Origin of the sequence: Roseospira goensis (genome assembly GCF_014197795.1) — a bacterium.
GTDB classification, from domain to species: Bacteria; Pseudomonadota; Alphaproteobacteria; order Rhodospirillales; family Rhodospirillaceae; genus Rhodospira; species Rhodospira goensis.
This window is the reverse complement of the sequence record NZ_JACIGI010000001.1, coordinates 20664-41647: the sequence shown is the minus strand read 5'-3', so window position 1 is coordinate 41647 and position 20984 is coordinate 20664. Positions and strand designations below refer to the sequence as shown.

Genomic DNA, 20984 nt, shown 5'->3' with positions numbered 1-20984 from the left:
GGTCCGGCCGGATCAGCGCGCGCGGGCCGCCTGGTCGCCGCCGCACTCGCGGCAGACATACTCCACCGGGGTGCCGTCGCGCCCCTCGAAGCGCAGCTTCACCCAGCGGCCGCGGGCGTCGTACCAGGCACTGACGCGCAGGTCACCGGTGTAATCGAAGCGCCGCGCCTCGCGCGGGCCGGTGCCGGTGCGCACCCGCTCGATCGGCCCGGGCGTGATGGTCACGGCGTTGAGCCCGCCGGTGATCGAGTTCAGGACCCGGTCCTCGGTCAGCACCGCCGGGTTCCAGTGGTTGGTGGGGAACAGCGGCCGGTCGGCGGTCAGGCGGCCCTTGCTGCCGTGCACGGTCAGGGTATCGCCGGTCCAGCGGGCCTGCACGGCCCGCACATCGCCATCCTCGTTGGTCTCGGCCGTGAGGGCCACCGGCACGCCGTCGCGCCAGGTTCCGGTGGAGCGGTAGTCATAGCGGAACACCGTGAACCCCAGCAGCGTGATCGCCAGGTCCATGCGCGACTCCGCCACCAGATCCGAGCCGTCGCGGCGGAACCGCGTGCGGTGGCTGCCGACCACGTCGCCCTTGCGCACCACGTCGAAGCGCAGGCCGTTGGGATACAAGGCCTCCAGGGCCGATGCCCGCGCCGCCAGTTGGGTCTTGGCGAACGACCCGTCGGTTTGCGACGATGCGGCCTCCGTTGCCGCCGCGCCCCCGCTCGGCCCCACCAGGGCCGCGAGCGCCAGGACCGCCGACGCCGCCCATACCCCCAGTCGAGTTGCCCGCGCCATGACCTCCTCCTCCTTGCGATCGCTGTTCGCCGATCTACGCCTGTCGCTGCGACTTGGATCAACCGCGCGGGCCGCGGCCCCGGCCGTGCGCGAGGCGGTGCAGCGGGTGTCCCACGACGACGACCGCCACACCATCACCCACTTCAGCCGCCTGCTCAGCCGCCACGGCCACAGCCACGCCGCGCTGGAGTGGAACAGCCGCGAGAGTCAGGAGCGCCGGTTCGCCGCGCTCGCCGACGTGGGGCTGGGCGCGGGCGATACCCTGCTCGACGTCGGCTGCGGCATCGGCGACCTGGTGGCCTGGCTGGAGCGCGCCGGCCTGGCCCTCGACTACACCGGGGTCGACCTGACGCCGCTGATGGTGGAGACGGCGCAGGCGCGGTTCCCGGACCGGGCGTTCCTTCAGGGCTGTCTGCTGAACGGCGTGGCGCTGCCCCGGCCACGCTTCGACTGGGTGGTGGCGAGCGGCATCTTCGCGCACCGTCGGGACCGGCCGGATGCCTACATGCGGGCCATGATCGAGGCCATGCTGGCGATCGCCGACAAGGGGGTGGCGGTCAATTCGCTCAGCCTCAAGGCCGAGTACGCCCACCGCTGGACCCTCTATCACGCCGACCCCGACACCACGCTGGCCTGGGCGCGCGAGCGGGTGCCGCGCGCCGTGCTGCGCGAGGATTACGACCCCAACGACTTCACGCTCTACCTGTACAAGTCAGAAGAGGCCGCCCGGGGCCTGCGGTGGGCGCCGTGACGGACCCCGCGACGGGACCGGCGACGGGACCGGCGGCGCCGATCCTGGCCGCGTCGGCCCGGCCCGCGCTGGAGCACCTGACCTACACCGGGGCCCCGCTGGACCGGGCCGAGCCGCTGCGCAGCGATCCGGCGGCGCTGGCGGGGCGGGCCGGCGATCCGGCGAGCCGGCGCGTGCTGCTGTGGCGCAACCGGGTGCTGGTGGACACGAGAGGCGGCCGGAGCGCGCCGCGCGCCCGCGTGGCCGGCGGCGACTGGCGCCCCGACGATGCGGCGCTGACCCCGGAGGAGGAGGTGTTCCTGGGCCTGGACGGCGACGGGGCGGCCTGGTTCGGGGTGCAGCTTCCGGCCGGCGCCGGCGAGGACGACGAGCGCGGCCCGGAGACCGGGCTGGGCGGGCGCTTCCTGCCGCTGCGCACGGTCGGGCCGGCGCTGCCGGCGGCCGAGGCGGCGATCCTGGCGCAGGCGCTGGGGGTGCTGGCCTGGCACCGCCGGCACCGCTTCTGCGCCGCCTGCGGGGCGCCGTCGCGGCCCGAGGAGGGCGGCTGGCGCCGGCGCTGCACCGATCCGGCCTGCGGCGCGCAGCACTTCCCGCGCACCGACCCGGCGGTCATCATGCTGGTGCATCACGGCCGCGGCGACGGCGCGCGCTGCCTGCTGGGGCGCGGCCCGCGGCTGCCGGCCGGCATGGTCTCCACCCTGGCCGGCTTCGTCGAGCCCGGCGAGAGCCTGGAGGAGGCGGTGCGCCGCGAGGTGCACGAAGAGACCGGAGTGCGCGTCGGCGCGGTGGTCTACGCCGCCTCGCAGCCGTGGCCGTTCCCGTCCTCGCTCATGCTGGGGTTCCACTGCCTGGCCGAGACCACGGAGATCACCCTGGATCCGCGCGAGCTGGAGCATGCGGCCTGGTACAGCCGGGCCGAGGTGGCCGGCTTCGGCGAGGTGGGCGACCCGGCGCCGGTCGCCGGCGGCGGCTGGCTGCTGCCGCGCCCCGATTCCATCGCCCGCCGGCTGGTGCTGGGCTGGCTGGCGGGGGATCCACTGACGGGCTGAGCGCCGACGACCCTTTCGCGCATCGGCGTTTGGTCCCATGTTGGAACGATCGTGAACAGCTCGGCCCGGCGCGACCGGGCCTCGACCCATGACCGCAGTCTCCCCGCCGTCGACCTCCTCACCGCCGGCCGGTGACGCCGCCGACCGCTTCCCCATCGCCCATCCCGGGCGGCACTGGACGCGCCTGGACGACGGCCGCGTCGAGTGCCAGGTGTGCCCGCGCCGCTGCCGCGTGCCCGAGGGCGGGCGCGGCCTGTGCTTCGTGCGCGGCGTCCAGGACGGCGCCATGGTCCTGACCACCTACGGCCGCTCCTCCGGCTTCTGCATCGACCCGATCGAGAAGAAGCCGCTCAACCACTTCCTGCCGGGCACGCCGGTGCTGTCCTTCGGCACCGCCGGCTGCAACCTGACCTGCAAGTTCTGCCAGAACTGGGAGATCAGCAAGGCGCGCGCATGGGAGCGCCTGAACGCCGAGGCCCCGCCCGAGCGGATCGCCGCGGCGGCGGTTGAGCTGGACTGCCGCTCGGTCGCCTTCACCTACAACGATCCGGTGATCTTCCTCGAATACGCCGCCGATACCGCCCGCGCCTGCCACGACCGCGGCGTGAAGACGGTCGCGGTCACCGCCGGCTACGTCGAGCCGGCGGCGCGGGCCGACTTCTTCCGCCACATGGACGCCGCCAACGTGGATCTGAAGGGTTTCACCGAGGGGTTCTACCATCGGCTCTGTAGCGCCCATCTGGCGCCGGTGCTGGAGACCCTGCGCTGGCTGGTGCACGACACCGACGTCTGGGTCGAGATCACCACCCTGGTGATCCCCGGCCAGAACGACAGCGACGACGAACTGAAGGCGCTGGCCGGCTGGGTGGCGCACGAGTTGGGGCCGGACGTGCCGCTGCATGTCTCGGCCTTCCATCCGGACCACAAGATGCGCGACCTGCCGGCGACCCCGGCGCAGACGCTGACCCGGGCGCGCCGCCTCGCACGGGCGGAGGGGCTGCACCATGTCTACACCGGCAACGTGCACGACGCGGACGGCGGCAGCACCGACTGCCCCGGGTGCGGCACCCGGGTGATCGAGCGCGACTGGTACGAGTTGGGGGCCTGGCACCTGGATGACACCGGCCACTGCCACACCTGCGGCACGCGGCTGGCGGGTGTTTTCGTGGGACCGCCGGGAACCTGGGGGGCACGCCGGGCGCCGGTGCGGTTCCGGTAGGGCCGATCGCGCCGATCCCGTGGCCCTGGGTGCGCTCTCGCGCCTCGGTGCGGGGCGTGCCGCCGCCCCGGCGACGTGCGTCGGCGCAGGTCGCCGCCGCCATGCACCCCGCGCCGGTCGGGACTTGCGTTTCGTGCAGGGCGGCCCGGACCAGGGCGCGGACCTTCCCACGCACTGGCGCACCAGATGGATCAGGATGCCCCCCGCTGGTGCGGGTGATGCACCGGCACGGTCTGCGGACCCACAAGACGGCGATGCGGGTCTTAGAGTGCGTCTAAAGGTTATGTTCCACGAAAGGGCGATTTGCGATAGGCGTGTTCGAACCGGTCTCGCCCCGATCCGATGAAACCACTCCGCCCTCTGTGCGACATCCTTTCGCTTGAGATCGCGGCGACTTGAGCGATCCGGACGCGTCTCTTTGTCAACGCTGTGCGCGGACCCGATCCTCTGGGGCTTTCGCCGCGCGCGCCGGCCGGGCCGGCCGGCCCCGCCGCGCCAATGCGGCCACAACGCCGTTTGACGCACGTCAATGCCGGATCGTTACCGGGGCGCCATAGTCCCGGTTCTTGCGGTTCCCGCGTCTGTTCGAAAGCTTCGAAACCATCACGCCTTCGTCCGAAAGATGGGCGTGGGACGCGTCGGGATTATGTCGTCTAGGTAGCTTGTTCTCGGGACAGTCCGCGTCGTAGAAGCATGCTCCCGAGGCATGTCCGGACATTCGTCAACGTAGTGACTTCAACGTACTGGGTCTGGAATGGGTCTGAACTCCACTGCACTGACCGTCGAGCAAGCGCTCAATCTCTGGCGACTCACCGTCGTCGAAAGCGTCCGTCGCGACACGCCCGACCTGTCGTCGCGACAGATGGCCGTGCTGCTGACTGTCTATCTCACGCCGGCGCCGCACACGGTGCGCGGCCTGGCGCGCGCCCTCGACATCTCCAAGCCGGCCATCACCCGGGCGCTCGACCGGCTGGGCGAGTACGGCCTCCTGAGCCGCCAGGTGGACGACGCCGACCGCCGCAGCGTCCTGGTGCAGCGCACCGAGGCGGGCGAGGCGTTCCTCGCCGCCCACGGCAACCTCATCGTCCGCGCCGCCGAGACCGCGACCCTGCCCCGCCACGAGACCGCGTCGGTGCCTGAACGCGAAGTCGCCTGAGCGGCGCGACCATCCGCGCATCCTCCCCGTTCCGTTTCGCCGCGCGATCCCGTATGATCCCGCCATGATTCGGCCATGATCCCGTCCGTGCGGGATCGGGCCGGCGCGACCGGCGGGGAGAGCGCCCATGACGCGCGCGGCGTTGAAGAGTGGCGGAACCCGGGAGACCAGGACGCGACGACCCTGGCCGACGGCCCTGGCCGTCGTGCTGTTGGTCATCATGGCGGTCGGGGCGGCCGCCGGAGCCGGGAGCGGCCAGGCGGCGGAGCGTCCGCTGCCCCCGCCCGCGAAGCCGGTTCCAGGGCTTCAGGCCGCCGCGCCGCCGGCACAGATCGCCGCCGGCGGGGGCGCGTCTTCCGAGAGCGACGTCGCGCTGGCCATGCGCCCGCTGGCCGGTCCGCCGCGCCCCCCGGGCCCCAAGCCGGCCATCCCGCGTCCCACAGAGGCCGAGCTGATCGCCGCCGCCGGGTTCCAGCCCGACCAGGTCGGCTACCTCGTCTATGACCTCGACACCGGCGCGTATCTGGGCGGTCACAACGCGACCCGCGCCGCCTTCCTGCCGGCCTCCGTGCTCAAGATTCCCACCACTGTGGCCGCGCTGGCGGTGCTCGGGCCGGACCACCGCTTCCCCACCCTGGTGCGCTTCGACGGCGACCGGCTCGGGCGCGACGGCCTGTGGACGGGCACGCTGGCGCTGGTCGGCGGCGGCGACCCGGTGCTCGACTCCGAGGCCCTGCGCGCACTGGTCGGGGCCCTCAAGGCGGCCGGGCTGACCCGCCTGGAGGGGCGCTTCGTCTATGACGATTCCGCCCTGGTCGCCACCCCGGCGCTGGAGCCGTCGCAGCCGGCCGAGCACGCCTACAATCCCGGCCTGTCGGCGCTGTCGCTGGACTTCAACCGCATCCGGGTGCGGTGGGACGGCGACCGCGTGCGCGTGGTCGAGACCCACGACACGCCCCCGGTGGCCCCGGTGCGCCTGACCCGGGCCAGCGATCCGGCCGGCTGGTCGCGCGCCGGCCCGCCGCTGCGCCACGCCTTCCCGGCGCCGGGCACCCGCGACGCCCGGGGGCTGGTGACCGAGGTGTGGCGCCTGTCGCCCTACGCACCCGAGCGCGGCGCGGCCTGGCTGCCGGTGAAGGCGCCGGGACCGTTCGTCGCCGCCGTGTTCCGGGCCCTGGCGGCGGAGGCCGGCATCACGCTGCCGGAACCGGAGCCGGCCCCCGGCCCGGCGCGCGGGCCGATCGTGGCCCGCCACTTCAGCCCGCCGCTGTCGGCCATCGCCGCGAATGGCCTGAAGTACAGCAACAACCTGCTGGCCGAGCTGCTGGGCCTGGCCACCACCGCGCGCCTGGACGGCCGCCCCCACGATCTGGCCGGATCGGCCGCGCGCCTGGAACGGTGGCTGGCCCAGACGCTGCCGTGGGTGGACTGGACCGGCTTCCGCATGGCCAACCATTCCGGCCTGTCCCCGGACAGCCGCGCCAGCCCGGAACAGGTCGTCGCCCTGCTGCGCTTCGCCGAGGACCAGGGCGCCGCGCTGGCGCCGCGCACCTACGACGCCCTGCTGCCGCCGCGCCGCTTCCCCGACAGCGACGCCACACGGCTGGCGGCGGCGGTCCACGCCGGCGACGTCACGCCCCGGGTGTGGGCCAAGAGCGGCACCATGTACCACGGGCGCGGGCTGGCCGGGTTCGCCCGGGGGGCCAGCGGGCACCGACTGGTGTTCGCGGTGTTCACCTCGGACCTGGCGGCGCGGCGCGCCTTCGACGCCGGCTATCTGCACTATGCCGGCGGCCCGGTGGCGCGCGCCCGCGACGCCCTGCGCCGGGCCCGCGACCTGGAACACGCCCTGCTGCTGACCTGGATCACGCGCCACTGATCGGCACGACTGCAAGGCACGACCACCACGTCTCGGGGCGTGTTAACCGCTGGTTATGCCGTTCGGGGCCATGCTGAAGCCGATCGGGGGTCGGAGGCCGCGGCCAACACCGGACCCCGCCGCAGGGATATCGCACCATGGGCCTGCCGACCGGCGAGGAGCAACTCCTCCTCGAATACGTCAACCGCCTGCGCACCGCGCCGGCCGCGGAACTGGATCGCCTGCTGGCGGCCAACAACCCCGGCGTGGCGACGGCGCTCGACTACTTCGGCGTCGACATGGGGCTGCTGCGGGCGCAGTGGGCGACCCTGACGCCGAGCGCGCCGCTGGCCTGGTCGTCGGCGCTGGGCAGCGCGGCCGACGCGCATTCACAGGCAATGATCGCCTTGGACATGCAGGGGCACATCCTGCCCGGCGAGGATGCCCTGCGCACCCGCGCCGAGGCCGCCGGCATGCCGGCCGGGTGCGGCTATGCCGAGAACGTGTTCGCCTACGCCAGCGATGTCCTGGAGGGCCACGCCGCCTTCGCCATCGACTGGGGCGCCACCGCCACCGGCCTTCAGGAGCCGGCGGCGCACCGGGTCAACCTGATGAACCCGGACTACGCGGTCGCGGGCCTGTCGGTGCAGGCCGAGGGCAACGCCGCGACCCAGGTCGGGCCGCTGGTCATCACCCAGGACTTCGCCACCTGCCCCACCGGCGGCACCGCCCAGGCCGGCGCGCCGGCCGACGCCGCGGCCTGGATCCTGGGGGTGGCCTACACCGACCGCGACGGCGACGCCTTCTACTCCGTGGGCGAGGGCCGGGGCGGGCTGACGGTGGTGGCCGAAGGCGTGGCCGGGCGCTTCACCACCGCGACCTGGGACAGCGGCGGCTACCAGCTGCGGGTCCCGGACGGGGTCTATGACCTGCGGCTGGAATCCGCGACTGGCAGCGTGCTCGCCTCGGCCACGGCGTCGGTCGCGGGCGCCAACGTCAAGCTGGACGCCGCCGTGCCCGAGGGCGACGGCGGCGCGCCGGGGGGTGGCGGGACGGCCGCCACGGCGGCGGAGGCGATGGCGGTGGCGCGCCTGATGCTCGGTCCCACGGGGACGGCCGCGGTGGCTGATGCCGTCGACGCCGTGGTGGTCGCCGGCGGCAGCCTGCGCAGCGTCGCCGCCACCGTGCTGGCCGAACCGCTGTTCCAGGACCAGTTCGCGCCCGCCTGGGCGCTCGACCGCAAGATCGACGTCATCACGCTGGACCACATGGGCCTGAGCGCCGGCGGCGCCGCCCATGCCGAGGCCAACGCCTGGTTCGCCTGGGCGCTGACCGCCGGCGGGATGGCGACCGACCAGGTGTTCGTCGAGGCCGTCGGCTACCTGCTGGACGACGGCCGCCGCGATGCCGCCTTCGATGCCGCCGCGGCCGCCCTGACGGAGGAGGCCGCGACCGCGCTGGCCGGCGTGTTCACGCTCGACGGCGCCGACACCGCCACCCTCGCCGCCCTCGACCACGCCCTGCTGTGAGGCCGGCCGGACGATTCGGCCCGGGGAGCGCGTCCCGACACACCCCCCGTCACAGGTCCACCGTGCCGTCGGGGTTGGTCGGCGGCCATTCGGGCGGCGGCGGCGGCGCGTCGTCGTCGCCCAGGAACCCGTCGAAGAAGTCCCGCAGCCGCTTCGTCTCGCGTTCGATGAACGGCTTGGCGGCTTCCACGCCGGCGTTGGCCTCGCAGGTGGCGCGGTCCAGCGCGCACACGCTCTTGCAGCCGGCGCGGGCGTAGTCGTCGTCGCCGTATCGGGCCGCGCAGCGCGCCTCGCAGGCCTCGTGCCCGGCCCGGCACGCCCCGGCCGTCTCGTCCGCGTCCTCGTCCTCCTGCGGCGCCGCCTGTCCGGGTGCCTCGTCAATACCGCCGGGGCCGCCGGGGCCGCCCTCGCCCGCGCCGTCGCCGTCGCCGTCGCCGTCGCCGTGGAAGCCCTGCATGAAGCGGTCCACCTTGTCGGCCTTGTCGGCCAGCCAGGGCTCCAGCCGCGCCAGACCGTCGCGGGCCTCGCAGGCCGCCCGCTCGACCGCGCAGCGGGCCTCGCAGGCGGCGGCGGCGGCGCTGCCCGGCTCGGTGCTCTCGTTGCAGGCCAGGCCGCACTGGCGGGACAGCGCGGCGCAGTAGGCCAGGCCGGGGGCGTCGGCCTCGTCCTCCGCCGTCCCGGCGGCGAGACCGGGCGCCGTCGCGCCGCCCGCCAGCAGGCCGCCGCACACCAGCATCGCCAGGATGATCGCGCGCATCGCAACTCCTCCTCTCCGGCGGGCCCGAGGCCCGCACCCGCTCTCCATACCCGAACAGTGTGCCCTCATTGCGGCGGCGCGCCATACAGCAGCCGGCGGCCGCCGCCCAGCAGCGCCAGCCCCCCCAGCAGGGCCGAGCCGAGCAGGCTGATGCCGTGGAACACCAGGCCGGTCGCCAGCGCGGTGGCCTCGTCCAGGCCGGCCGGGATCAGCGCCAGCACCCAGGCCGCCTCGAAGGTGCCGGCGTTGGCGAAGGTGTTGACCGGCAGCACCGAGGCCAGCGCGGTGGCGCTGCCGCCGGCGATCCCGCCCGCCAGCCCGACAGGCGTCGCGGTGGCGTTGGCGCACAGCCACGCCATGGCGAAGATCAGGCCCCAGATGACCAGCGTCCACCCCAGAAGGTGACCCAGACGGGCCGGGGTCTGGGCCGCCAGCGCCCCCAGCAGGGTGGTCCAGAGCCGCGCCAGCCGACCCGTCGCCGCCCCCGGCGGCCGCAGCCGCCGCAGGCGCTGGGCCAGCCAGGGGGCCAGCAGCAGCCCCACCGCCAGCAGGGCCAGCAGCGCGGCGGCGATGGCGCCACCCTGCGGCAGCGCGGCCCGCGCCGCCGGCAGCAACGCCAGGGCCAGCAACCCGGCCCCCAGCACCACGGCCAGGTCGAGCAGCCGCAGCACCAGCAGCAGCGCCGAACCGGCGGCCAGCGGTGTGCCCGCGGCCCGGTGCAGCAGCCAGACCAGCGACAGTTCACCGAGGCGCATCGGGGCGAACGAGGCCAGCATGGAATGCAGCGCCGCCACCCGCGCCATCCGTCCCAGCGGCGGCGGCGCGGCTGTGGTCGTCGCGGCCGCGCCGGCCAGGTGCGGCACCGCCACCGCCAGCCGGCGCGCTCGGCTGAGCATCACCAGCGGATAGAGCGCGCCGGCCAGCAGCACCGGCCCCGGCTCGGTGGTCGCCAGCGCCGTCCCCAGCGGGGCCAGCGCGCCGTCCGGCAGCAGCCAGAGGGCAAGGCCGGCGCACAGACCGGCGCCCAGGGCGAGTTGCCAGGCCAGGGTGCGCAGCAAACCGCGTCGGCGCGGGGCGGACGAGTCGGAGGCGGCGGACGACATGAGGACGCAGGCTCTCCCGGGACGCGAGGGACGGCGCGGAGCGGGCGCCGGGTCCGGTGTAGACGACCGTCGCGCCGCTGGGAAGGGCCCCGGCGGCACCCGGCGGCAGGCGCCTGTGGGGGTGCGATCCACATGGACGCCGGGCGGCCGGCGTCCTAAAGTTGGCGGGGTCCAGGGGTCGTTTCGCCCGAAGGTTCGGCGCGGGGCGCGCATCCGGTCCCAGGATGCGGAGACGCGGTGTGAGACCAGGAACGCACGGAGGCGCACAACAGCTCGGCGGCTCGACCGGCGGTCGCGGACCGCGCGGGCCGGGCCGGCGGGCTCGCCGGTGGCGGGCGCGCCCCCGCGGCGTCGTCCGCGCGCTCATGACGCTGGCCGTCGCGGCCGCCATGGAGGCCGGCCCCGCCGCCGCCGCGGAGACCGCCGGCCCAGCCCCGCGCCCGATCGTGATCGACGGCGACACGGTACAGACCGAGACCGGCCTGTTCACGCTGTCGGGGATCGACGCACCGGAACTGGGGCAGCGCTGCCAGCAGGCCGGGCGCTGGATCGCCTGCGGTCAGAACGCGGCCTTCGCATTGCACCGCAGCCTCGGGTTGTCGCTGGTGCCCCTGGTGTGCACACCCGCCGGCGCGCCGGATCCGGAGACCGGCGTGGATCGCGCCACCTGCGCCCTGGGGGGGCAGAAGGACATCGCGCTGGTGCTGCTGTCCCAGGGGCTGGCGCTGGCGCTGGCGGACGCACCGCTGCGCTACCGCGAGGCCGAGGCCGGCGCCCGCACCGGCGGTCTCGGCCTGTGGCGGACCGACTTCGTGCGGCCGGCGGACTGGCGCCGCGGCGCCCGCCTGCCCGACGATCCCGTGATCGACCCGCCGCCGTGCCCGATCAAGGCAACGGTCGACGCCGACGGCCGGCGGGTGTTCCTGGTGCCGCTCGACGCCGGCTATGCCGACCTGCCCGATGGCGCCGTCGAGGCGCGCTATTGCAGCGACGAGGCGGCGCTGGCCGACGGCTGGGGTCGTCCGTCCCTGGACGCGGCGAGCCCGCGGCCCTGACCTCACCACGCGTCGGCCGGCTCACGCCGGGTCGCGGGGGGCGTCGGCCATGCGGGCGCGCAGGTCCTGCACCGCCGACAGCGCGCTCAGTTCATCGTCGATCACCGCCATGCTGGCCTTCAGCCGGTCGCGCTCGGCCTGGGTCGAGCGCCGGCGCGCCTCGCGCATCATGCCGGCCAGGGCGAACAACCGGTGGGCCACGGCCTCGGCGTCGTCCAGCGCCTCCCCGGTGCCCTTGATGCGGTCCACGAGGCGGGCGATGTCGGCGGCGGTGGCGGCGTGGGTGACCAGGATCGGGCGCAGATCGCGGTACTTGTCCGGATGGTCCTGGAGGAAGCGGCGGGTCTCGTTGAGGATCACCGAGACGTGGATCAGCGCCTCCGAAACCGGATGGCTGGGCCAGGTCACCGCGACGCGGTCGATCAGGCGGGCGCGCTCCCGGAACGCGGCCAGCTCCTCGCGCAGCAGTTCGGGATCGTAGCCGGGCACCTCCAGGGCGGCGTCGGCGGCCGCCGGGTCGCGGGCGGCGGCCCGCGCCTTTGGCCCCTCGGGGTCGGACGCGGGGTCCGGCTCCGGGCGCGGCGGCGGGTCCGCGGCCGCGGCATCGGCGAAGCTGGCGTCGCCCGCGGCGCGGCGACGCCAGGCGCGGTCCCACCACGCTCCGCGCCCGCCTGTGGCATCCGCGCGGCCGGCGTCGACGCCCGGGTCGGGGCCCGGATCGGTGCCCGGATCGGTGCCAGAGGCGAAGGGGGCGCCGTCGCGCACGAACCACAGCCACGCCCGCCCCAGCAGCAGCAGCGTCCCCGCCATCAGGTCCATCAGGAACGGGTCCTGGGCCACGGCCCGCCCCCCGCCGAAGCCCCCGCCAAAGCCCCCGCCAAAGCCCGGGCCGAAGCCGGGACCGAGGTTCGGCATCACCGCCCACAACAGCGCCATGATCGCCGCCATGACACCGTAGCCGGCGGCCCCGCGCCAGCGGTCGGGACGCGGCACCGGCACCATCCAGCGCGGCCGCAGCAGCGCCAGCAGGGCGGCCAGGCCGAGCGCGCCGGCCCAGGCGCCGAACAGCCCCAGCGGCGCCGCCACCAAGACCCCGATGGCGATCAGGCTGGCGCCGCGCACGGCCAGGGCCAGGCGGCGCTCGTCGTCGCCGGGCGCGGGGGTGCCACGGCCCAGGCCAACCAGGGCGCGGAACAGGGCCGGGCCGCCGGCCAGGGCGGTGAGGGCGGCGAAGAACGCGATCATCGGTCTGTCATGTGACGTGTCGGGGGGCAGACTAATAGGGTTGGGCGGCGAAGGGAACCGGCGAGACCGGGCGGCCAGACCCGGCCCCCGACCGTCGCCGGCCCCTCATCTGGTCACGCTGGCATCGCAGAGCGATGCCAGAGTCGCGCCGCCCGGCCGACGGAGAAGTCCGTCCGTCCGTCCGGCGGCCGGTATCATGGGTCGGGGGGCGCGGATCTCGGTCCGCGAGGATCTGGAGGCGCGCCAGGCGCCGGCGCCCACCGCCGGTGAACAGCCGCCCCCCATATCCCTTTGACCCAACGCAAAAACCCGGCCGGAGCCGGGTTTGGAGAGCGCGTTTTCTAGCAAAACTGGCGGAGCGGTCCGAGCCCGGCGGGGCCGCGGCGACCGCTTTCCTGCGCGCCCGGGTCGAGGGGCGGACGGTCACCTGCTATCTCACCGGTGCGCGGTCGTTCGCGCGCTTACAGCCGATTGCGACAAACCGGAATCGCGGCACGACTTCGGTTTGTCGCGATAATCGGCTGTAAAATCAATAATATAGAGCCGATTCACGTTCGAAATCGGACCGCATCTGCGGTTCCGATTTCGAACAATCGGCTCTAGTCGGCGTCTGCCACCTCGGGGGCGAGGACATCGCCGCCCCCCCTGATCCGCGCCGGCCTGGCCGCCGCCTGCGGCGCCAGAGCGGGAGGTTGGTAAGAGACCCTGGAGCCCCCGGGTCTCGATCTCGGTCCGCTGCCGTCGTACTGCCGGACGTAGGGCCGCGTCTCGGTGTCTTCGCCACGCCGGCGGCCGTCGGCGCGCCGCGTTGCGGACCGACCCGGTCGCCGCCGTCTTCCGGCACACGCGGGGGCGGGCGCGGTCGGTCGCGCGGGTCGGCACGCGGCCGACCGCTCAGAGGTCGAGGTACTGCAGTTCCGCGGCGATCCGGTCGTCATAGGGATGGCGCTCCCGGATCCGGCGCGCGATCGCGAACCAAGTGTCGCGAGCACCTAGTCTTTCGCGAATAAAGAGTACGGCGCAGCACGCGATCCGAAACGCGATCTCCGGCTCGTCAATCCACCGCTCGATGATCCGGGCCACGCGGTGTTCCGTCGTCGTGAGCGCGGCGCGGGCCTCGGCCATCCAGTCCTGCACGGCTTCGAGGCATGCACCGCCCGTGACCGTGATGAGCATGTTGAGAGCGCCGCCGGCGACCGCACCGGCAACCGTGCTATCCTTGGGCCAGCGCGCCAGGAGCGCGGCCTGCTGTTGCTCCGCCGCGACAACAAGGCTCCACAATCGTTCGGCCTCCGCCAGCTTGGTCGCGTCCAAGGCCCCTTTGCCGCAGTAGTGAATCAGGTTTGTCGCGCAATTGGCGACAGCCTCGGCGACCGCCACGTTGTCGGGCCAGCGTGCCAGGAGCGCGTCTTGCCTGTCGTGGGCCGCGACGACCCAGCCCCAGAACCGATCGGCCTCCTGCGGCATGGTCGTGGCCAAGGCCCCTTCTCCGAAGCGGTTAATCAGGTTGTTCGCGCCCTGGGCGACCTCCACGGCGACCGCCGCGTCGTCCGGCCAGCGCGCCAGGAGCGCGTCTTGCCTGTCGTGGGCCGCGACGACCCAGCCCCAGAACCGCTCGGCCTCTGTCGGCGTGGTGGCGGCAACAGTCCCTTGGCCGCAGACGGCAATCAGGTTGGTCGCGCCCTGGGCGACCTCCACGGCGACCGCTGCGTCGTCCGGCCAGCGGGCCAGGAGCCCGGTCTGCCTGTCGTATGCCACAAAGACCCAGCCCCAGAACCGCTCGGCCTTCTCCGGTTCGGCGGAGGCCCGTGCCCCCTCGCCGCACGCTGTGATCAGCATCGTCGCGCTACGAGCGACCGCATGCGCGACCGTGGCGTCATCCGGCCAGCGCGCCAGGAGCACCGCCTGTCGGTCTTGCGCTGCGCCAACGCGATCCCATAGTCGGTCGGCCTCCGCAGGCGTGGTCGCGGCCACGGACCCAGGGCCGCAGCGGCAAATCAGGTTGGTCGCGCCCCGGGCGACCAACACCGCGAGGGCGGCATCGTCGGGCCAACGCGCCAGGAGCGCCGCCTGCCAGTCGTCCGCCTCACGGACACGGTCCCACAACCGCTTGGCCTGGGCGGGCGTCGTCGCGGCCAGGGCCCCGTCGCCGTACGCTGTGATGAGGTTGAATGCGCCCCGCGCGACCTCGCGAGCGACCGCGGCGTCGTCGGGCCACCCGGCGTCGATCTCCGCCAGGCGGCGGCGGGCCGCCGCCAGCGCGGCCCACAGGCGTTCGGCGCGCCCCGGGTCGGGTTCGGACAGCGCGCCGTCACCGTACGCCCAGATCGCGTTGGTGTAATGGCCGGCGGCCGCCCGCGCGTCCTCGGCCCGGGCCGACGGCCGGCGCAGCGCGCGGCTCAGGCGGTCGCCGAGGGCGGTCTCCAGCGCCGCCGGATCGATGTCCGCGCGCGCGGGCGCGTGCTCCGCGACATGGCGCAAGGCGCACAGAAGGGCCTGGATCCGTCCGTGTTCCGCCGCCGGGTCGTCCGGCCGGCCGGCCAGCGCGAGCATGACCTCCGTGTGCACCGCCAGCATGTCCCACAGCCGGCCCGCCGCCCCGTGGGCGTGCTGTTCCGCGGACAGGGTCTCGATGTCGACCGGCGCAAGCGCATCATGGCCGGTCGCCCGCGCGTGGACCCGCGCCAGGTCCAGCATCGCCCGGGCGCGCGCCATCGCGGCGTCGTCCCCGGGCGCGTCCTCCACTGGCGCCGCGGCCAGGTCGAGCGCCGCCTCGGCGTCCGGACCGTCGAGCCACAGCCGGGCGAACCGATGCGCCGCCACCGCCGGGGCGGCCGTGAAGGCGGCGGCGGCGCTGTCCCGGGCGGCCTCGGGGTACTCGATCAGGCATTGGAGCAGCACCGCCTGCGCCACCGTCTCGGGGCGCAGCACCGGGATCTCCCGGCGCAGGCGGCGGGCCTCATGGGTCGGGAACAGCGTCTCCAGCAGGGTCCGCGACGCATCGCCGAGGGCCGCGCGCACGGCCGTCCGCTCGACCGGTCCCGCCAGGGCGGCCAGCACCAGCACCCGCGCCCGCACCGGATCGTCCGGCGTCACCAGGGCCTCGGCGCGCGCCCGGAACACCGCCGCCGCGTCGCGGTCCGTCCCGGCCAGCGCACCGGCGACCACCGACAGGGGCCGGCCCCCGCTGCGGTCGAGCAGGGTGTGCAGATCGGCCTCGGCCAGGGGGGTCCCCTGGACACGCGCGGCCAGGGCCGCGACCGCCTGTGTGCCCAGGTCCGCCACCGGCAGCGACGGGTCGGTCCCGCCCCCGTGACAGGCCGCCAGGACCGCCGTCCAGTGCGGCCGCAGGTCCGGGCTCAGATCCCCAGGACCACCGACCTGCGGACGCGGCCGCGTCCGTTCGACGAACAGGACCCGCACCCGGACCTTGCGGGTGCTCGGGTTCGCCGCCAGCCGGGCCAGCCTCGCCCAGCGGGCCGGGTGTTCGCCGGCGTCGTCCAGGACGATCGCGGTGTGGCGGCGGAAGCGCCAGCGCGCCAGCACGTCCGGATCGCGCAAGGCCTCCGGGCGCAGGACGCCGGCATCCCAGCGCCGGCCGCGCTCCAGGGTGGCAAGCCGGCGCAGCCATTCCAGGGCGAGGCGCGACTTGCCGCAGCCCGGCGGGCCGTGCAGCGCCCACCACGCAAGGCCGGTGACATCCCCGCCCGCGAACCGCATCAGCGGCGACAGGTCGCGGCCGACGAACAGGTCGGGCCGGGCGTAGGGGCTGAACACGTCCGCCCTGTCCCGGAACAGCGTCCGGTCCAGGAACGGCGGCGGGTCCGGCAGCAGCCGGTCGGTCGCCGCGCGCACCGGGGCGAGGCCGGCGCCCGACACCCCCGCGAAGAGTCCGACGCCGCCCAGGACCGCCGCCCGCCAGTCGGTGGTGAGGGCCTCCACCAGGGGCGGCGCCAGCACCACTCCGAGCCACTTGGTGAGATCGAGCGCGTCGATGAGCCGGTCGATCATCGCCTGCAACGGGGCGAGGCTGGCCACCACGACTCCCGCGGCGGCCAGCCCCAGCCCGGGCAGGGCGCGTTTGATGAGGGCGCGGTGGGAGTCTCGCATCGGCCGGGTCGCACATCGCTGGCGGTGGGGGCGGAGCACCGCCCGCAATGACAGCACAGAACCGCCCGCGCCACCACCGCCATCCCGCCCTTGTGTGGCGCGCCTCACCCCTCGTACAGCACGAACGGCGCCCAGACGGCCGGGTCGCGCGCGGCCGGGTTGGCGCTGCCGATGTCGTGCACCCGCTTCGTCCGCTGCAGCGCGGCGGCCGGCGACAGGGTCGGGTCGGCCAGCCATGTCTCGTAGAACCGGGCCATGAACGTTGCCGTGGCCGCGTCCCCGATCGGCCACAGGGCGACCAGCACGGCCTTGGCCCCGGCGACGTAGAACGCCCGCGGCAGCCCCTCCAGCCCCTCGGAGTCGTCGAACACCCCCTGGCCGGTGTTGCAGGCGGACAGGCCGGTCAGCGGCACCGCATCGCCGTCGGTCGCCGGGGCGGCCGCGGCCGGCTCGGTGTCGGGTGGCGGACCGAAGTCCACGCCGCCCAGCGCGACCAGCCCGGTGCCGGTCGCGGGGCGCTCCCGGGCGACCAGGTCGCGCCCGGTCTGCAGCAGGCGGACGCCGGCAAACCGCTCCAGCAGGCGGCGGTCGCGGTCGTCGGTGAGGGCGCCGAAGGGGACGGCATGCAGCGGGCCGTCCGGGGCGATGAACAGCGTGTCCACGGCCGCGAGGTGGTCCAGAAGCGGCGCGATCAAGCCCCGATACCCCGCGCGCAGCCGGGATTCGACCGCGGCCGCGCCGGGCGCGACGGCGGCGTTGGACAGCGCCCGCCGCATCTACGCCCAGGCCCTCCGGGTGACATCGGGCTTCGGGTCTCCATGCCCCCTCGCCCAGGGTCTCGGCGCCTCGTATGCGGTTCCTGTTCGTCGGGCCAGGACTTTGCCTCCAGCTTCCTTCAGACCCCGCCTCGCGGGGACGCCCTTGCTGTTCGGCTAGCGGTTCCCGTCACCAGGGCCCGCAGGGGACTTCCACCCCCAAATCACCCGGACCGCCACCACAGCGGTCCAGGCAGCGCCAGTCACGGCGCTCCGCGCCCTGCCTGGCGCACACACAAGAAGGGGCCTCCCGTAGGAGACCCCCATTTTGTGCCATTTAGGCTTGTTAACGGATGGACCCCGGTTCCCTGTCGGCTAAAACGGCAACGCAACCCATCCGAACGAAAAGGTAGCGTACGCGCGTCGGCAATGCAATCATTTATGTTGCACTTCTTGCCGGAGGTCACATGGGTAAACGCTTCGCCTTCGACATCGGGACAAACAGTCTGGGATGGGCGGTGCTCGCGCTAGATGACCGTCAGCAGCCCAGCGACCTGATCGACCTCGGCGTCCGCGTGTTCGACGATGGGCGCGAGCCGCAGAAGAAGACGTCCCTCAACGAGGGCCGCAGGCTGGCCCGGGGCGCCCGCCGCCGGCGGGACCGGCTGCTCCGGCGCAAGGCCGATTTCATGGCCGCCTTGATCGACTCCAGCCTCATGCCGGCCGACGAGACGGCGCGCAAGGCCTTGGAGTCTTTGGACCCTTACGCGCTGCGGCGGAAAGGCCTGGACCAGGCCCTGACGGCTCACGAACTGGGACGAGCCCTGTTTCACCTGTCGCAACGTCGGGGCTTCCGGTCCAACCGCAAAGCCAACCCTGGCGAGGACGAGGACCAGGGCAGGATCCGCACGGCCATCGATGCAACCCGGCAAGCCATGGAGGCGGAGGGCGCACGCACACTCGGTGAACTGCTCGACTGGCGGCACGAGAGACGCGAGTGGGTGCGCGCCCGCCTCCGCGGCGAGGGGGCGCGCGCAGGGTACGTGTTCTATGCGTCCCGCGATCTGGTGGCTGAGGAGTTCGATGCCCTCTGGCAGGCACAGGGCGACCAACTGAACCTGGACGAGACGACTCGGCTCACCCTGCGCGATATCCTGTTGCGGCAGCGTGACCTGCGGCCCCCGATCGTGGGGTTCTGTACCCTGGAGCATGGAGACCCACGCGCCCCGTGGGCCCTGCCGCTGACCCAGCGGTTCCGGATTCTGAAAGAACTGGCCACCCTGGAGGTCGGCGTACCCGGGCAGCCCCGCCGCCGCCTGACGGTCGACGAGCGCGACCGGCTGCTGGAGCGGCTCCGGCGCTCGAAGACGGTGACGTTCGACAGCATGCGAAGGACGCTGGGCCTCGATGCCGACCACCGCTTCAATCTGGAAAGCGAGAAGCGGACCGGCCTGTCCGGCGACGAGACGGCGGCCCGGCTGGCGCACAAGACCGCCTTCGGCAAAGCGTGGCATTCACTGTCGCTGACCGATCAGACGGCCGTGGTCGAGCGCCTGCTCGCGGAGGCGGACGAACCGACGCTCGTCGCATGGCTGATAGCGCACCACGGCCTCGACCAAGCGGCCGCGGTCAGGGTCGCGCGCACCGCCTTGCCGGCTGGACACAGCCGGTTCGGCCGCATCGTGCTGTCGGACCTCGTGCCGGTGATGCAGGCCGAGGCCGAGGCCATCGTGGACGCGGAGGGGCATGGCTGCGCCGCTCCGCTGCACGAGAGCACCGCACTGGCGCGCCTCGGCCGACACCATTCCGATCTGAGCGACCACTCCGCCCGCCCATTCCTGCCCTACTACGGCGAGGTTCTGTCCCGGCATCTTGCCGGCAGCGGCGACGCCCGCGCCCGCAAGGAGGATCGCTGGGGCCGTGTCCCCAATCCGACGGTCCACATCGGCCTGAACCAGCTCCGCACGGTGGTTAACGCCCTGATCAAGGCCTACGGGCGGCCCGACCAGATCATCGTGGAGCTGGCGCGGGAGTTGAAGCAGTCCAGACGGGACCGCGACCTGGAGACCCGGCGCCAGGGGGAGAACCAGGCGCGGAATGACCGGCACCGCAGGGAACTGGCGGAACTGGGCCTGGAGGACACGGGCGAGAACCGCCTCCGGCTGCGTCTCTGGGAGGAACTGTCGCGCGACCCCACCCGGCGCTGCTGCGTGTACTCGGGTCGGCCGATCTCGCGGGCCCTGCTGTTCTCGCCCGAGGTGGAGGTCGAGCACATCCTGCCGTTCCGTCGCACCCTCGACAACGGCGCCGCCAACAAGACGGTCAGCCTGCGCGAATGGAACCGCCTCAAGGGCAACCGGTCCCCTTGGGAAGCCTTCCACGGTCACCCGGACTGGTCCGCCATCCTGGCCCGCGCCCAGGACCTGCCGGGCAACAAGCGCTGGCGGTTCGAGCCCGACGCCATGGACCGCTTCGAGGGCGAGCAGGATTTCCTGGCGCGCCAGCTCACCGACACACAATACCTCGCCCGTCGGACGGCGGAATACCTGGGCTGCCTGTATGCGAAAGACGAAGGGGTCCGGGTCTGGGTGACGCCAGGACGATTGACCGCCATGCTGCGCGGAAAATGGGGACTGGACGGCCTGCTTTCGGATCACAATCGGAAGACCCGCACCGACCACCGCCACCACGCGATCGACGCCTTTGTCGTCGGCTGTACCGACCGCGGTCTTCTGAACCGCGTGGCGCGCGCGGCCGACGAAACCCGCCCCCGTCTGATCGAGGACATGCCCGCACCCTGGCCGGCGTTCCGCGAGTCCCTTCAGGCCCGGTTGTCCACCGTCGTCGCCTCGCACAAGCCGGACCATGGCACGCAGGGGCGCCTGCACGAGGACACCGCCTATGGACACGTGCGCGATCCGGCCTCGGAAGGAGGCTGCAATCTGGTCTTCCGCAAACCGGTCGCCAGCCTGACGACGTCCGAGGTGGGCCGGATCCGGGACCGCGCCATCCGCGCGAAGGTGCTGGCCTGGCTGGAGGAGGCCAAGGCCCTGGGCCTCTCGCACATGCAGGCGATGGCCCGCTTCCCAGAGGAGAGTGTCACGCGGTACGGCGAGGCGAACCCTGTCCGGCGGGTCCGGCTGCTGAAAACCGAAGCCGCCGTGCATTCGATCTTGGACAAGTCCGGCCACCCATACAAGGCGCTGATCCCGGACAAGAACCACAGGATCGAGATCTATGAACGGGCTGGCCGGTGGCATGGCGAAGGGGTCACCGTCCTTGCGGCCAACCAGGCCGAGCCTGCCCCGTGGCGGTCGCGCCACCCGGACGCGCGCCCGGTCATGGTGCTGCACAAGGGCGATCTGCTCGAGACCGAGGTGGAGGGCAGGCGTGCGATCGTTCGTGTGGTGCGGCTGGAGGTCTCGGCGCGACGGGTTCGGGTCGTCGGGCACACGGAAGCGGGGGACTTCGGCGCCCGGGACCGGGACCCGGAGGACGACTTCGGCTGGCGCGGCTGGCGCCTGCTGACGTTCGCGCGCATGCAGCAGACGGCCACCCGCCGGGTGCGTGTCGATCCGATCGGCCGGATTCGGCCCGTCCCCCCGCCCCTCTGA

At 73.8% G+C, this 20984-nt stretch carries 14 protein-coding genes; 8 read left to right on the top strand and 6 right to left on the bottom strand.

Features of this window, described 5'->3' with window-relative positions:
• Positions 1 to 12: 12 nt before the first annotated feature.
• Positions 13 to 783: a DUF6134 family protein gene (locus GGD88_RS00195; RefSeq protein ID WP_184430821.1), complete on the bottom strand. Its 771-nt coding sequence runs from the start codon at positions 781 to 783 to the stop codon at positions 13 to 15.
• Between GGD88_RS00195 and GGD88_RS00190 the strand changes: the two genes are divergently transcribed.
• From GGD88_RS00190 to GGD88_RS00165, 6 genes are all read left to right on the top strand, one after another.
• Positions 782 to 1534 (top strand): class I SAM-dependent methyltransferase, encoded by a 753-nt coding sequence (locus GGD88_RS00190; protein WP_184430820.1) that lies wholly within the window; start codon positions 782 to 784, stop codon positions 1532 to 1534. The two genes, GGD88_RS00195 and GGD88_RS00190, sit on opposite strands and share 2 nt — an antisense overlap.
• On the top strand, positions 1531 to 2583 hold the full coding sequence (nudC, locus tag GGD88_RS00185; RefSeq protein WP_343056159.1) for an NAD(+) diphosphatase: 1053 nt from the start codon (positions 1531 to 1533) through the stop codon (positions 2581 to 2583). Before GGD88_RS00190 ends, nudC begins: the two co-directional genes overlap by 4 nt.
• An 88-nt stretch (positions 2584 to 2671) precedes the next feature.
• Complete coding sequence (gene amrS, locus GGD88_RS00180; protein WP_184430819.1) at positions 2672 to 3802, top strand: AmmeMemoRadiSam system radical SAM enzyme; 1131 nt, start codon at positions 2672 to 2674, stop codon at positions 3800 to 3802.
• A 754-nt stretch (positions 3803 to 4556) separates the two neighbouring features.
• Positions 4557 to 4958, top strand: coding sequence for a MarR family transcriptional regulator (locus GGD88_RS00175; RefSeq protein WP_184430818.1), 402 nt, complete (start codon positions 4557 to 4559; stop codon positions 4956 to 4958).
• A gap of 127 nt (positions 4959 to 5085) precedes the next feature.
• Entirely contained in the window at positions 5086 to 6837 is a 1752-nt protein-coding gene (dacB, locus tag GGD88_RS00170) for a D-alanyl-D-alanine carboxypeptidase/D-alanyl-D-alanine endopeptidase (RefSeq protein WP_184430817.1), read from the top strand.
• Positions 6838 to 6974: 137 nt separating this feature from the next.
• Positions 6975 to 8345, top strand: a complete 1371-nt coding sequence (locus GGD88_RS00165; RefSeq protein ID WP_184430816.1) for a CAP domain-containing protein — start codon at positions 6975 to 6977, stop codon at positions 8343 to 8345.
• Between the two features lie 49 nt (positions 8346 to 8394).
• Here GGD88_RS00165 and GGD88_RS00160 read toward each other — a convergent pair whose 3' ends face one another.
• Positions 8395 to 9102 carry a hypothetical protein gene (locus tag GGD88_RS00160; RefSeq protein WP_184430815.1) on the bottom strand — a complete coding sequence of 236 codons (708 nt, stop codon included), beginning with the start codon at positions 9100 to 9102 and terminating at the stop codon, positions 8395 to 8397.
• A gap of 65 nt (positions 9103 to 9167) precedes the next feature.
• Entirely contained in the window at positions 9168 to 10205 is a 1038-nt protein-coding gene (locus GGD88_RS00155; protein ID WP_184430814.1) for a lysylphosphatidylglycerol synthase domain-containing protein, read from the bottom strand.
• Positions 10206 to 10570: 365 nt separating this feature from the next.
• Between GGD88_RS00155 and GGD88_RS00150 the strand changes: the two genes are divergently transcribed.
• Positions 10571 to 11260, top strand: coding sequence for a thermonuclease family protein (locus GGD88_RS00150; RefSeq protein WP_184430813.1), 690 nt, complete (start codon positions 10571 to 10573; stop codon positions 11258 to 11260).
• 21 nt (positions 11261 to 11281) lie between these two features.
• Here the strand turns inward: GGD88_RS00150 and GGD88_RS00145 are convergent, their stop codons facing one another.
• From GGD88_RS00145 to GGD88_RS00135, 3 genes are all read right to left on the bottom strand, one after another.
• Positions 11282 to 12505 carry a hypothetical protein gene (locus GGD88_RS00145; RefSeq protein ID WP_184430812.1) on the bottom strand — a complete coding sequence of 408 codons (1224 nt, stop codon included), beginning with the start codon at positions 12503 to 12505 and terminating at the stop codon, positions 11282 to 11284.
• An 894-nt stretch (positions 12506 to 13399) separates the two neighbouring features.
• A complete protein-coding gene (locus GGD88_RS00140) occupies positions 13400 to 16615 on the bottom strand; it encodes a hypothetical protein (RefSeq protein WP_184430811.1) in 3216 nt (1071 codons plus the stop codon).
• 104 nt (positions 16616 to 16719) lie between these two features.
• Entirely contained in the window at positions 16720 to 17391 is a 672-nt protein-coding gene (locus GGD88_RS00135) for a CHAT domain-containing protein (protein WP_184430810.1), read from the bottom strand.
• Between the two features lie 446 nt (positions 17392 to 17837).
• On the opposite strand from GGD88_RS00135, the gene cas9 reads away from it, so the two are divergent.
• The gene (cas9, locus tag GGD88_RS19050; protein ID WP_184430809.1) at positions 17838 to 20984 is read left to right on the top strand and encodes a type II CRISPR RNA-guided endonuclease Cas9; all 3147 of its coding nucleotides are present in this window, start codon (positions 17838 to 17840) and stop codon (positions 20982 to 20984) included.

Bases quoted from the DNA above. Each gene is read 5' to 3' on its own strand.
- GGD88_RS00150 (WP_184430813.1), top strand. From the start codon at position 10,571: ATGACGCTGGCCGTCGCGGCCGCCATGGAGGCCGGCCCCGCCGCCGCC.
- GGD88_RS00145 (WP_184430812.1), bottom strand. From the start codon at position 12,505: ATGATCGCGTTCTTCGCCGCCCTCACCGCCCTGGCCGGCGGCCCGGCC.
- GGD88_RS00175 (WP_184430818.1), top strand. From the start codon at position 4,557: ATGGGTCTGAACTCCACTGCACTGACCGTCGAGCAAGCGCTCAATCTC.
- GGD88_RS00155 (WP_184430814.1), bottom strand. From the start codon at position 10,205: ATGTCGTCCGCCGCCTCCGACTCGTCCGCCCCGCGCCGACGCGGTTTG.
- cas9 (WP_184430809.1), top strand. From the start codon at position 17,838: ATGGGTAAACGCTTCGCCTTCGACATCGGGACAAACAGTCTGGGATGG.
- GGD88_RS00140 (WP_184430811.1), bottom strand. From the start codon at position 16,615: ATGCGAGACTCCCACCGCGCCCTCATCAAACGCGCCCTGCCCGGGCTG.
- amrS (WP_184430819.1), top strand. From the start codon at position 2,672: ATGACCGCAGTCTCCCCGCCGTCGACCTCCTCACCGCCGGCCGGTGAC.
- GGD88_RS00190 (WP_184430820.1), top strand. From the start codon at position 782: ATGACCTCCTCCTCCTTGCGATCGCTGTTCGCCGATCTACGCCTGTCG.
- GGD88_RS00160 (WP_184430815.1), bottom strand. From the start codon at position 9,102: ATGCGCGCGATCATCCTGGCGATGCTGGTGTGCGGCGGCCTGCTGGCG.
- GGD88_RS00135 (WP_184430810.1), bottom strand. From the start codon at position 17,391: ATGCGGCGGGCGCTGTCCAACGCCGCCGTCGCGCCCGGCGCGGCCGCG.
- GGD88_RS00195 (WP_184430821.1), bottom strand. From the start codon at position 783: ATGGCGCGGGCAACTCGACTGGGGGTATGGGCGGCGTCGGCGGTCCTG.
- GGD88_RS00165 (WP_184430816.1), top strand. From the start codon at position 6,975: ATGGGCCTGCCGACCGGCGAGGAGCAACTCCTCCTCGAATACGTCAAC.
- dacB (WP_184430817.1), top strand. From the start codon at position 5,086: ATGACGCGCGCGGCGTTGAAGAGTGGCGGAACCCGGGAGACCAGGACG.